Raw genomic sequence first — 11,406 nt, 5'->3', positions numbered from 1 at the left:
GGGCTCGACGGCCGCGGGCGCCTCGATCAGCGCGACCTGGATCGGCACCAGCTCGGCGGGCGCCGGGCGCTCGTCGGCGAGGCGGGCGAGCAGCGCGAGACCGCCGACGTGGGCGGCAACGATCAGGCCGAGGAGGGCGCCGCGTCGCAGCGGCGAGCTTGCGAGGCCACGTGCAGCATCGGTCGGGCGGAAAATGCCGTCGGACCCGGTCGCGCGGGGATGGATTGCCGTCGCTTCATGAGCGAACTCGTGGTCGACGGACAGCGACGGGGAGGAGGGAGGCAGCAGCGACAATGCCTGGGCAGCTTGGTGCATCGGGGCGGAGGCGGCGAGCCGCCTCCGCGGAGGCAGCGTTGGGTTGGTCGGGGTCGAACGGGTTCAGGACGCGCTCGGTTCCATCTGCGATTGCAGGTAGTTCTGCAGACCGACGCTATCGACCAAGCCGAGCTGGGTTTCCAGGTAGTCGATGTGCTCCTCGGTGTCTTCCAGGATGTGCTCGAAGAGTTCGCGGGAAACGTAGTCCTTACAGGACTCGCAATACGCGATCGCCTCGACCAGGTTCTCGCGCCCGCCGAGTTCGAGCTTGAGGTCCCCTTGCATGCACTCGGGCACGTTCTCGCCGATCAGCAGCTTGTTGAGGTTCTGCAGGTTGGGCAGGCCTTCGAGGAAGAGCACGCGCTCGATCAGCAGGTCGGCATGCTTCATCTCCTCGATCGACTCGTCGTATTCATGCTTGCCGAGGCGCGCGAAACCCCAGTTCTTGTACATGCGCGCATGCAGGAAGTACTGGTTGATCGCGGTGAGTTCGATGGTGAGCTGCTTGTTGAGGTACTGGATGACTTTCTTGTCGCCTTTCATGTTGCCTCCAGGGATACGGGAAATGCAGGAGCGATGCCTGCGAGCAGACCAGCCATCCCCGCATGGGGGGCGGGGGTGACGGCCGAACGCAGGCAGTCGTGCGCGCAGCGAGCGCAACGACCGCACTCGGCAGTTACGCCGAGCGACTGGCGCAGGTCGCGCAAGGTCCTCGCGCCCTGTGCAGCGGCATGGTGGATCTCGCGCTCGGTGACCGCGTTGCAGACGCACACGTACATAGTCTAGCCTCCCGACGGGGTTTTGCCCTGATATGGCATCGCCTGAAAGATCACTTGGTGAGGATCAGCTTGCCGTTGCGCGTCGCGCGCAGGATGTACTCGCTGCCCTCGTGTTCGATCCGCAGCTCGCGGCGGTCGCCGAGGAGCGCCTTGCTGGTGAGCAGGAGGCTCGGCGGCGTGGCCGAATCCCCCTCCACCGACCCGTCCGGTGCGGAAGAGGAAGCTGCAGCAGGGGCAGAGGAAGCTTGCATGATCAAATGGCGTTAAAAATACGAATGATTCGCATTAGAGCATGAGATCGAAGCGCATGCAATGCCTGCGCGCGGCAAATGGGCTTGCGCGTCACTCGAGGCGCATCAGCACGTGCAGGGGCTGGTCGGTGACGGATGCGGCGGGCAGGTAGGCGAGCGTGCTCGGGTCGGCGAGCACGCGGCGGAGGGCATCCTCCTGGTCGTTCACCTCGTGGGGCGGATGGGCGCGCCCGGTGAATACCATGCGCGACCAGTACGCACGGATCTGGCTGGGGTTCTTGCCGGTGAGCCGCTGGTAGAAGAGATCGCGCTCGGGGCCGGCAGGCAGGTCGAGCAGGCGGGCGCCGCGTCCGTCCGGCAGGGAGGTGCGTCGGCCGAGGTAGAGCTGGGCCGCCGTCTCGCGATCGAGCTCGGCGATGCCGCCGGTGCGCGCGCTGACCAGTACGACACCCTGCGCCTGTGCGCCCTGCCAGAACGAGAACGCCAGCAGGAGGAGCAGCGCGTGGCCGAGCCGTCGGTTGAAGAGGGGCGGATCAGAACACGACATCGACGGAGACGCTCAGCAGATGGATGTCGCGATCGTCCAGCCCGGGCGCGAAGGGGTCGCCACGTGCGATGAAGGTGCCGTGCGCACCCCGTTCGGTATCGATGTGGCTGAACTCCGCCTTGATCGCGGCGTGCGGTGTCAGGTCCCAGCGCGTGCCCACGGTGATGCTGCGCTGGGCCTGGTTGCGCGAGCGGTTGAACGCCGCGAGCGTGGTTGCGCTCTCGGGCGAATCCGCCAGCGTGGGGTCGGCGATGGGCTGGTCCTGGCGCTGCCGGGCCAGCCCCACGTAGGGTGTCAGCGCGCCGAAACGGCGCCCGATCGCGATATAGGCGCCGGTCGCGCTGTTGACGAACGCGTCCGCCCTCATCCGCGCGAGCTCGGCGATCACCCGCCAGCGCCCGTCGTCCCATTGCATGCCGAGCGAGCTGAAGCTCGCCCGTGCTCCCTTGCCGCTCAGGCGGGCCTGCAGTGCCGGCGGGAGCTGCAACGATTCGACCAGATCCTGGTAGGACTGAGAGGTCCGGATCACCGACAGCTCCGCTTCGGCGTGGCTGGCGCTGAAGCTGAGCTCGTCGCGCTCCAGGGTCGCGGTGAGGCCCCGGAGCTGGCGCAGATGCGCGCGTCCGCCGCCGATCACCGGGATGCGGCTGGTGCCGAAATACGGATGCAGCTCGATGAAGGACCCGCCGAGGTGGCTGCGGTACAGCAGGTCGACGCCGTCCATGTCGGTGAAGGGGTTGAGGCCGTAGACCTCGACCGGGGGGCGCACCCAGGGCTGGCTGTAGTTGATGTCCGCCGTGTCGGACAGCATGAAGAAGGGGCTGCGCAGGCGTCCGGCGCGCACGGTCAGCGCGGGGCTGATGGCGTGGCTCAGGAAGGCCAGGGCAGGGCGAGGGGTGTAGTCGCCGCGCTGCGTCTCGCGCGTAACCACCTGCAGCACCGCGCTGCTGCCGTACGCGGATTGCCAGCCGAGTTGAACACCGAGCACCGAATCCGGCCCGGTGTCCACCCGGTTGCCGCCGGGTGCGTCGATGCCCACGCGGGCGAATTCCAGCTCGTCCGAGCGGGTGTACGCCGCCCCGAGGGTGGCGAAGCCCGAGACCTGCAGCTCGGATGCAGCGGCGGGGGCGAAGCCGGCTGAAAGCGCGGCGATGCCGGCGAGCAGCGAGATGGCGTGGCGAAGGGGGGTGGGAAGGCTCATCGGCCCGACTCCGGGGTGAGGCTGTGCAAGTGCGTGAAGGTGGCGTCGCGGTCGAGCGGTCGCGAGAACAGGTAGCCCTGGCCGAAATCGCAGCCCATTGCCCGCAGGATCCCGAGCTGCGCCTCGTCCTCGATGCATTCGGCCACCACCGTCATCCCGAGGTCGTGGGCAAGCTCGATGCTGTGGCGCACGATCGCGCGCAGGCGCTGGTCGTGGGGCAGCGAGCGCACGAAGGAGCCGTCGAGCTTGACCTGGTTGCACGGCATGGTGTGCAGGTAGCTCAGCGTGGAGTAGCCGGTGCCGAAGTCGTCGATCAGGATGCCGATTCCGGCGGCGCGCAGGGCGTGGAGGTGATCGATCGCCGGTCCGTCCGGATGGGCGAGCACGCTCTCGGTGACCTCGAAGCGGATGCGGTCGCGCGCGACCGCGCTGCGGTCGATGACGGCAAGCAGTTCGGCCGCCAGGTCGGGACGGGCGAGCTGGCGCGCGGAGAGGTTGACGCTGATGCGCAGCGGGGCATCGACCGGCAGCTTGCCCGACCATGCCTGAATATCCGCGCAAGTCTGTTCCAGCACGATCGTCCCGATGTCGTGGATGAGGTCGAGCGCCTCGGCGAGCGGGATGAATTCAGCCGGCGAGAGCAGGCCGAGCGTCGGGTGCGGCCAGCGTACCAGGGCCTCGAACCCGGTCGGGCGCAGGCTGGCGAGCTCGACGATCGGCTGGTACCACACCCGCAGCCCGCCCTGCGTGAGCGCCTTGCGCAGCTCGGCCTCCACCTGCAGGGCGCGCAGCGCGGCGGCGTGCATCTCGGTCTGGAAGAATTCGATCGGGCCGCTCTCGCTGCGGCGGGCCTTGTGCAAGGCGTTGTCGGCGTCGCGTAGCAGCGATTCGGCGTCCTCGCGTTCGTTGTCGCTGATCGCCACGCCGACCCTGCAGCGGGGATGCAGCTGCTGGCCGTTGCCGTTGGGTGCGAAGGCCGGGAGCGCGACGAGTTGCTCGCAGATGCGCAGCGCGTCGATCGAGCTCTCCACGCCGTTGAGCAATACGGCGAACTGGTCGCCGCCGACGCGTGCGCAGACGTCGCCGTCGCGCATCAGCGCGGCGATGTGGGCGCCGATGCGGCGCAGCAGCTCGTCGCCGACGAGATGGCCGTAGCTGTCGTTGACCAGGCTGAAGCGCTCGAGGTTGATCGCCAGCACCGCGATCTGGGCGAGGTCGCCGCGCCGGCGTTGGGCGAGCGCGCGATTGGCGTGCTCGATGAACATGGCCCGGTTGGGCAGGCCGGTGAGACCGTCGTGCAGCGCATCGTGCACCAGTTGCTGTTCGGCGCGCTTGCGCAGGTCGATGTCGCCGAGCGATCCCGCCATCCGGTAGGCGCGCAGGTTCTCGTCCCGGTCGGCGACTCCGCGCATCAGCACCCAGCGGTAGGCGCCGTCTGGCAGGCGGGCGCGCAGCTCCATGATGAAGTGGTTGCTGTTGCCCTTGAGGTGCTCGATCAGGCGCTGTCGGTAGGCGTCGGCCTCATGTGGGTGCAGGTAGGCGAGGATGTCCTCGGGCTTGCTGGAGAGGCTTCCGGGCTCCACGCCGAGGATCTGGCAGAAGCGCTCGGAGTAATAGATGTCGTCGGCCTCGATGTCCCAGTCCCACAGGCCGTCGTTGGAGCCGCGCAGCGCGAGGGCGTAGCGCTCCTCGCTGGCCTGCAGTCGCACGGCCGTATCCTGCAGTTCGGCAATGCGGTTCTGCAGGGTCGCCGCCATCACGTTGAAGTGGTCGGCGATCACCGCAAGCTCGTCCTTGCCGCGCGACGCCACCCGGTAGTCGAGGAAGCCGCTGGCGATTGCCCGGCTGCCCTCGAGGAGCAGGCGCAGGTTGCGGGTGAGGAAATAGCCGAGCGAGGAGAGCAGGACGAAGGTCAGCAGGATCTCCGCGATCGCGATCGCGAAGCCCTGCTGCATGATCGCCTCACGCGCCGCGGCGAGTACCGACACCGAGACTCCGAACTGCAGCGCGCCGACCTCGTTGCGTGGCAGCAGCAGCTGCCGGCGCACATGCACGAGGTCGTCGGTGAGCAGGGTTTCGATGAAGCGGCGCCGATGCTCGTCGGGCTCAGGGACCCGCTCCAGCCCCGGCATGCCGGCGCTCACCAGCAGATGGTCGCGGGCATCGCGGATGCGCACGTAGAGCAGCCCCTCGTCGGCATCGGCAAGCAGCTCGCCGAGCACGTCCTCGAGCGCGTCGAGCCGTCCCTGTTCACCGTAGGCCGTGGCCATCGCGTGCAGCATGCTCGCGGTCTGGCCGATCGTCGTCTCCAGGCTCGCCGACATCGCGTTGTTCATCAGCCGAACGCTGTTGGCGAGCAGCAGGCTGAGCAGGACGATCTGCACCACCGTGCTGGCGAGCAGCAGGCGGATACGGATCGAAGAGGGGCGCAGATCGAAAGAGCTGGGCGGCACGCGCACCTCAGCGCCGGGCGAGCCTGCGCACCGCGGACGAGGCCGCGATGCTGCCATTGGCCGCGAAGTTCTCGAGGTTGGCTTCCAGGCTGTCCGGATCGTACAGGTAGTTGACCATCAGGCCCCAGGAATGGCGCAGCCCCTTCTCGGAGCGGTCGGCGAGCCAGTTCAGGCGCTCGATGCGGGCACCGTTGCCGAGGTGGAAACGCGCCACCGAATCGACCGGACGGTCGCCGCGGCGCGCCTCGCTCAGGTAGCGCGCGCCCAGCCGCAGCAGCGGCTCGCGCACGGCCTGGGCGAGCGCCTCGTCCGCGGCCCACGCCGGATCGCCGGCGAGCAGGGCGGCGAGGCGGGGCGAGTCGCCGCCCTCGATGCCGAGCGCGTCAAGGCGCTTCCAGTCGGTGGCGTTGAAGGCCTCGGCGAAGGCCTCCGGGTCGCGCTGCGCCCAGCGCACCAGGCCGGGCATCGGCGACAGCGTGGCGAAGGTCTTCAGGCGCGGGAAGTCGCGCTTGAGGTCGTCGATCACCCGCTTGAGCAGGAAGTTGCCGAAGCTCACCCCGCGCAGGCCCTTCTGCGTGGCGCTGATCGAATAGAAGATCGCCGTCGTCGCCCGGCCCGCGTCGGCGAGTGGCGCCTCGATGTCGAGCAGGCGCTGGACGTCGTCGGCGATCTCCTCGAGCAGCGCGACCTGCACGAAGATCAGCGGCTCGAGCGGCATGCGCGGGTGGAAGAAGGCGTAGCAGCGGCGGTCGGAGTCGAGCCGGTTCTTGAGGTCCTTCCACGAGCGGATCTCGTGCACCGCCTCGTACTCGACCAGCTTCTCGAGCAGGGCGGCCGGCGAACTCCAGGTGATGCGCTGCAGCTCCAGGAAGCCGACGTCGAACCAGGCCGACAGGCGCGTCTCGAGCTCGCGGTCGAGCGGCTTGAGCAGAGGGTCGTCGGCAATGAAGCGCAGCAGGTCGGCGCGCAGGTCCACGAGGAACTTGACGCCCTGCGGGATGGCGTTGAACTGGGTGAGGATGCGCAGCCGGCGCGAGCGCAGCGCGCCGCGCAGCTCGGCCTCCGCGTCCCACTGCTGCGGGGTTCCGATCGCGGCCTGGTAGGCGGCGTGGGCTGCGGCCACGCGGGCGGGTTCGGGGCCGAACTCGTGGGCGATCAGGCGCAGGAAGGCGTGGCGGCCGGCGTCGTCCAGGCGCAGATAGGTCTCGGCCAGGCGGGCGGCGCGCTGGCGGGTGGACACCTCGCCACCGCGACCTTCGGCACACTCCTGGAGCTGGGTGCGCAGGCGCTCGAGGTCGCTCTCGTCCGGCGCCTTGCCCAGATGTGTGGCGCTCGCGACGAGTTCGCGCACGCGGTTCAGTCCGCGGGAAACCAGTCCTGCACCGCTCATGTCGTCCTCCTGCCCGATTCGTTTCGGATATCGTGCTTACATGATAGCCCGCTTTGAGGAGTCGCTTGTGCGAGCCCCCGAGGTCTCGTGTGCGATATTCACGCCCTTGCCTTACACCCGGGTTACCTGCCCACCTCGCGCCGCTTCGCGCCGGCGAGCAGCAGCAGGCCGGCGACGACCATCGGCACGCACAGCCATTGCGCGGTGGACAGGCCGAGCGACAGGGTGCCGAAGATGCCCGGGTCGGGCGTGCGGAAGAACTCCGCCACGAAGCGCAGCGTGCCGTAGCCGACCAGGAACATCGCCGACACCGCACGCAGCGGGCGCGGGCTGGCGGAGTAGAGCCACAGCACCAGGAACAGCAGCAGGCCCTCGCCCGCCGCCTGGTAGAGCTGGGAGGGGTGGCGCGGCACCGCGTCCACCCACGGGAAGACCATCGCCCACGGCAGCTCGATATCCGCCGGCCGGCCCCACAGTTCGCCGTTGATGAAGTTGCCGATCCGCCCGGCGGCCAGCCCGGTCGGCACCAGCGGCGCGATGAAGTCGGTGACCTGCCAGAAGCGCTTGCCGTGGCGCCGACCGTACAGCCACATCGCCGCCAGCACGCCGAGGAAACCGCCGTGGAAGCTCATCCCGCCCTTCCACACCGCGAGGATCTCGCCCGGATGCTGCAGGTAGTAGCCGGGTTGGAAGAACAGCACCTCGCCGAGGCGTCCGCCCAGGATCACCCCGATCACCCCGTACATCAGGAGGTCGTCGATGCCTTGCGCATCCCAGCCCAGTTCGGGCCGACGCCGCGCGTGGAGGCGGCCGAGCACGACGAAGAGTGCGAAGGCGACCAGGTACATGAGCCCGTACCAGCGCACCGAGAGCGGGCCGAGGGAGAGTGCGATCGGATCGAATTGGGGATGAACGAGCATGAGGGGCGTGAGGCGTGAGGCGTGAGGCGTGAGGCGTCGACGGCTGGGCGGCTCGCCTTCAGTCGAACTGCTTGCGGAACTCGGCGAACTCGCCGCGCAGCGCGTCGAGCTCCTCGCGCAGACGGCGAACCTCGTCCTCCAGTTCCCCGATGCGCCCGCGGCCGCCACCGCCGGCTGCGGCGGACTGGGCCTCGGCCATCTCCTGCACCGCGGCCTCACCGCCGAGCAGGTGCACGTGGCGGGTCTCCTTGGTGCCGGGCGTGCGTGGCAGTGCGGCGACCAGGGGCGGGTACTTCTCGGCCAGATGCTCGAGCACCGCATCCACCGCGGCGACGTCGTCGAAGCGGTGCAGGCGCTCGCAGCGCTGGCGCAGCTCGCCCGCGGTCTGCGCGCCGCGCAGCAGCAGGATCGCCAGCACCGCCTGCTCGGCCGGCGGCAGCGAGTGGCGCAGGCGGACCAGGTGTTCGTACTTGGGCACGCGTGCGCTCTGCTGGTCGCGCTTGGAGACCAGGCGCCGCCCCATGAGGCTGTCGATCGCAGCCTGCACTTCCGACTCGGACAGGCTCATCACCGGCTCGCGTGCGGTGAGCTGGTTGCAGCCGGTGGTGATGGCGTTGATCGACAGCGGATAGGCGTCGGGGGTGATGAAGGACTTCTCGATCAGCACGCCGAGCACGCGGATCTCGGCGGGGTCGAGGTCGAAGCCGGCCTCGGTCGTGGGGGTCGTGTCCTGCATGGCGCCTCCTGCGGTGTCGGGCCCTGGATGATACGCCAGCCGGATCGCCCGCCCCACCGCGGCGTCCCCGTATGCGCCGGCGCTTGTCGCAAGCCTGCGCACCGCGCGTTAGAATCGAACTCTTTCCCGCTGATTTTCCGGAGCGTCTCCATGCCCCAGTACCGTTCCCGCACCTCCACCGCCGGCCGCAACATGGCGGGCGCCCGCGCGCTGTGGCGCGCCACCGGCATGAAGGACGGCGACTTCGAGAAGCCGATCATCGCGATCGCCAACAGTTTCACCCAGTTCGTGCCCGGCCACGTGCACCTGAAGGACCTCGGCCAGCTCGTCGCGCGCGAGATCGAGGCGGCCGGCGGCGTCGCCAAGGAATTCAACACCATCGCGGTCGACGACGGCATCGCCATGGGCCACGGCGGCATGCTGTATTCGCTGCCCTCGCGCGAGCTCATCGCCGACAGCGTCGAGTACATGTGCAACGCTCACACCGCTGACGCGCTGGTGTGCATCTCTAACTGCGACAAGATCACCCCGGGCATGCTGATGGCCGCGCTGCGCCTCAACATCCCGGCGATCTTCGTCTCCGGCGGCCCGATGGAGGCCGGCAAGGTGAAGTGGGAGGCCAAGGTGATCTCGCTCGACCTCGTCGATGCGATGGTCAAGGCCGCCGACAAGAACTGCTCGGACGAGGAGGTCGACGCCATCGAGCGCTCCGCCTGCCCGACCTGCGGCTCGTGCTCGGGCATGTTCACCGCCAACTCGATGAACTGCCTCACCGAGGCGCTCGGCCTGTCGCTGCCCGGCAACGGCACCACGCTCGCCACCCACGCCGACCGCGAGCGCCTGTTCCGCGAGGCCGGCCGCCGCATCGTCGATCTCGCCCGCCGCTATTACGAGCAGGACGACGCCTCCGTGCTGCCGCGCTCGATCGCCAGCTTCCGCGCCTTCGAGAACGCGATCAGCCTCGATGTGGCCATGGGCGGCTCGACCAACACCGTGCTGCACCTGCTCGCCGCGGCGAGCGAGGCCGGCGTCGACTTCACCATGAAGGACATCGACCGCATCAGTCGCCACGTGCCCTGCCTGTGCAAGGTCGCGCCGGCGATCGCCGACGTGCATATCGAGGACGTGCATCGCGCCGGCGGCATCATGTCCATCCTCGGCGAGCTCGACCGCGCCGGCCTGCTGCACACCGACGTGCCGACGGTGCACAGCGCCTCGATGGCCGAGGCGCTCGAGAAGTGGGACATCAAGCGCACGGCCGACGAGGCGGTGCACACCTTCTACCGCGCCGCGCCCGGCGGCGTGCCCACTCAGGTCGCCTTCAGCCAGGACCGGCGCTGGAAGGAACTGGATGCCGACCGCCAGCACGGCATCATTCGCGACAAGGCGCACGCCTTCACCGCCGACGGCGGCCTCGCGGTGCTGTACGGCAACATCGCCGAGAAGGGCTGCATCGTGAAGACCGCCGGCGTGGATGAGTCCATCTGGAAGTTCACCGGCAAGGCGCGCGTGTTCGAGAGCCAGGAGGATGCGGTCGATGGCATCCTCGGCGAACAGGTCGAGGCCGGCGACGTGGTCGTGATCCGCTACGAAGGCCCCAAGGGCGGCCCTGGCATGCAGGAGATGCTGTACCCGACCTCCTACCTCAAGAGCCGCGGCCTCGGCGCGCAGTGTGCGCTGCTCACCGACGGGCGCTTCTCCGGCGGCACCTCCGGGCTGTCGATCGGCCACGCCTCGCCCGAGGCGGCCTGCGGCGGCGCAATCGCGCTGGTCGAGGACGGCGACACGATCGAGATCGACATCCCCAACCGCCGCATCCACCTCGCCATCGCCGACGCCGAGCTCGCGCGCCGGCGCGCGGCGATGGAGGCAAAGGGCAATGCCGCGTGGAAGCCGGTGAAGCGCGAACGTCTGGTCTCGGCCGCGCTGCAGGCCTACGCCGCGCTCACCACCTCGGCCGACACCGGCGCGGTGCGCGACGTCACCCAGGTCCAGCGCTGATCGACCCCGGCCGATTGACCCGTCATCGGCCGCTCACTACCATCGACGCCATGGATACCGAACTCGCACAGCTCGAGGCCCAGCTCGAGCACCTGATCAGCCACTACGAGCGCCTGAAAGCCGATAACGCCGCCCTGCGCGGCCGCGTCGTGCAGCTCGAAGGCGAGAATCGCCGGCTCTCCGACAAGGTCCGCGTCGCCGCGGATCGCCTCGAGGGCCTGCTCGACAAACTGCCGGAGGCCTGAAGCGATGTCCGCCGAACACCTCGACATGACGCTGCTGGGCAAGGAGTACCGCATCTCCTGCACGGCTGAAACGCGCGACGAACTGCTCGCAACCGTCGCCTTTCTCGACGACAAGCTGCGTGAAATCGGTGCCCGCACCGGCTCCTCGGGCGAGAAGCTGGCGGTCATGACCGCGCTCAACATCGCCCACGAGTTCCTCCAGCACCAGCGCGGCAACGGGTTTGACATGCCGGGCATGAAGCGTAGAATCGGACTCATGAAAGCGCGCCTGGACGGTGTCCTGGGGCAGCAGGAAAAGCTTTTCTGAAGGCAGTTCGAGCAGTACCGGTCAATCCCCTGCAGTGTTCGTCGAAGTCGTAGACTCCTTGAACCAATAGTCGAGAGACTCGGTCGCCGACCATCGATGCCGCTGGTGTGAACGCCCCTAGCCGGGTGATCCTGAAGCGGAAGGAACGCGACCTCCCTGAACCCAAGGTTCAGGATGCCCGGCGGAGACGGCACAGGCGGGGGACCTAAAAGCGCAGAGGGCGCGGTGAGCGATCACCGCGCCCTCTGCGCTTGCTCCCGC

At 68.8% G+C, this 11,406-nt stretch carries 12 protein-coding genes, 1 other RNA gene and 1 pseudogene; 4 read left to right on the top strand and 10 right to left on the bottom strand.

Annotation, left to right across the window (positions count from 1 at the left end):
* From C667_RS14905 to C667_RS14870, 10 genes and pseudogenes are all read right to left on the bottom strand, one after another.
* Positions 1–315, bottom strand: a pseudogene (locus C667_RS14905) (hypothetical protein); the annotation flags it as partial.
* Positions 316–378: 63 nt separating this feature from the next.
* Positions 379–858, bottom strand: coding sequence for a bacterioferritin (gene bfr, locus C667_RS14900; RefSeq protein WP_004367611.1), 480 nt, complete (start codon positions 856–858; stop codon positions 379–381).
* On the bottom strand, positions 855–1,094 hold the full coding sequence (locus C667_RS25100) for a (2Fe-2S)-binding protein (protein WP_004367609.1): 240 nt from the start codon (positions 1,092–1,094) through the stop codon (positions 855–857). The genes bfr and C667_RS25100 overlap by 4 nt, the downstream gene beginning before the upstream one ends.
* Positions 1,095–1,144: 50 nt before the next feature.
* On the bottom strand, positions 1,145–1,291 hold the full coding sequence (hemP, locus tag C667_RS25095; RefSeq protein WP_004367608.1) for a hemin uptake protein HemP: 147 nt from the start codon (positions 1,289–1,291) through the stop codon (positions 1,145–1,147).
* 145 nt (positions 1,292–1,436) lie between these two features.
* The gene (locus tag C667_RS14895; RefSeq protein WP_004367606.1) at positions 1,437–1,892 is read right to left on the bottom strand and encodes a hypothetical protein; all 456 of its coding nucleotides are present in this window, start codon (positions 1,890–1,892) and stop codon (positions 1,437–1,439) included.
* Positions 1,879–3,093: a hypothetical protein gene (locus tag C667_RS14890; protein WP_004367604.1), complete on the bottom strand. Its 1,215-nt coding sequence runs from the start codon at positions 3,091–3,093 to the stop codon at positions 1,879–1,881. Before C667_RS14890 ends, C667_RS14895 begins: the two co-directional genes overlap by 14 nt.
* Positions 3,090–5,603 (bottom strand): EAL domain-containing protein, encoded by a 2,514-nt coding sequence (locus C667_RS14885; protein WP_004367602.1) that lies wholly within the window; start codon positions 5,601–5,603, stop codon positions 3,090–3,092. Before C667_RS14885 ends, C667_RS14890 begins: the two co-directional genes overlap by 4 nt.
* Positions 5,554–6,936: a malonyl-CoA decarboxylase gene (locus C667_RS14880; RefSeq protein WP_004367600.1), complete on the bottom strand. Its 1,383-nt coding sequence runs from the start codon at positions 6,934–6,936 to the stop codon at positions 5,554–5,556. Before C667_RS14880 ends, C667_RS14885 begins: the two co-directional genes overlap by 50 nt.
* A 122-nt stretch (positions 6,937–7,058) precedes the next feature.
* Positions 7,059–7,856, bottom strand: a complete 798-nt coding sequence (gene lgt, locus C667_RS14875; RefSeq protein ID WP_004367598.1) for a prolipoprotein diacylglyceryl transferase — start codon at positions 7,854–7,856, stop codon at positions 7,059–7,061.
* Between the two features lie 58 nt (positions 7,857–7,914).
* Entirely contained in the window at positions 7,915–8,592 is a 678-nt protein-coding gene (locus C667_RS14870) for a YceH family protein (protein ID WP_004367596.1), read from the bottom strand.
* Between the two features lie 150 nt (positions 8,593–8,742).
* Between C667_RS14870 and ilvD the strand changes: the two genes are divergently transcribed.
* The 4 genes from ilvD (at position 8,743) to ssrS (ending at position 11,352) form a co-directional block, all read left to right on the top strand.
* Complete coding sequence (gene ilvD / locus C667_RS14865) at positions 8,743–10,593, top strand: dihydroxy-acid dehydratase (RefSeq protein WP_004367594.1); 1,851 nt, start codon at positions 8,743–8,745, stop codon at positions 10,591–10,593.
* 50 nt (positions 10,594–10,643) lie between these two features.
* On the top strand, positions 10,644–10,838 hold the full coding sequence (locus C667_RS14860; RefSeq protein WP_004367592.1) for a coiled-coil domain-containing protein: 195 nt from the start codon (positions 10,644–10,646) through the stop codon (positions 10,836–10,838).
* A gap of 4 nt (positions 10,839–10,842) precedes the next feature.
* On the top strand, positions 10,843–11,145 hold the full coding sequence (locus C667_RS14855; RefSeq protein ID WP_004367590.1) for a cell division protein ZapA: 303 nt from the start codon (positions 10,843–10,845) through the stop codon (positions 11,143–11,145).
* A gap of 23 nt (positions 11,146–11,168) precedes the next feature.
* A non-coding RNA gene (gene ssrS / locus C667_RS25090) (6S RNA) lies at positions 11,169–11,352 on the top strand.
* Positions 11,353–11,406 lie beyond the last annotated feature (54 nt).

The sequence above is a fragment of the Thauera phenylacetica B4P genome (assembly GCF_000310225.1).
GTDB classification, from domain to species: Bacteria; Pseudomonadota; Gammaproteobacteria; order Burkholderiales; family Rhodocyclaceae; genus Thauera; species Thauera phenylacetica.
This window is presented reverse-complemented; position numbering and strand designations above follow the sequence as displayed.

Excerpts from the sequence above, each read along its gene's own strand:
- bfr (WP_004367611.1), bottom strand. The coding sequence starts at position 858 with ATGAAAGGCGACAAGAAAGTCATCCAGTACCTCAACAAGCAGCTCACC.
- C667_RS25100 (WP_004367609.1), bottom strand. The coding sequence starts at position 1,094 with ATGTACGTGTGCGTCTGCAACGCGGTCACCGAGCGCGAGATCCACCAT.
- C667_RS14895 (WP_004367606.1), bottom strand. The coding sequence starts at position 1,892 with ATGTCGTGTTCTGATCCGCCCCTCTTCAACCGACGGCTCGGCCACGCG.
- C667_RS14890 (WP_004367604.1), bottom strand. The coding sequence starts at position 3,093 with ATGAGCCTTCCCACCCCCCTTCGCCACGCCATCTCGCTGCTCGCCGGC.
- C667_RS14885 (WP_004367602.1), bottom strand. The coding sequence starts at position 5,603 with ATGGCAGCATCGCGGCCTCGTCCGCGGTGCGCAGGCTCGCCCGGCGCT.
- C667_RS14880 (WP_004367600.1), bottom strand. The coding sequence starts at position 6,936 with ATGAGCGGTGCAGGACTGGTTTCCCGCGGACTGAACCGCGTGCGCGAA.
- lgt (WP_004367598.1), bottom strand. The coding sequence starts at position 7,856 with ATGCTCGTTCATCCCCAATTCGATCCGATCGCACTCTCCCTCGGCCCG.
- C667_RS14870 (WP_004367596.1), bottom strand. The coding sequence starts at position 8,592 with ATGCAGGACACGACCCCCACGACCGAGGCCGGCTTCGACCTCGACCCC.
- ilvD (WP_004367594.1), top strand. The coding sequence starts at position 8,743 with ATGCCCCAGTACCGTTCCCGCACCTCCACCGCCGGCCGCAACATGGCG.
- C667_RS14860 (WP_004367592.1), top strand. The coding sequence starts at position 10,644 with ATGGATACCGAACTCGCACAGCTCGAGGCCCAGCTCGAGCACCTGATC.
- C667_RS14855 (WP_004367590.1), top strand. The coding sequence starts at position 10,843 with ATGTCCGCCGAACACCTCGACATGACGCTGCTGGGCAAGGAGTACCGC.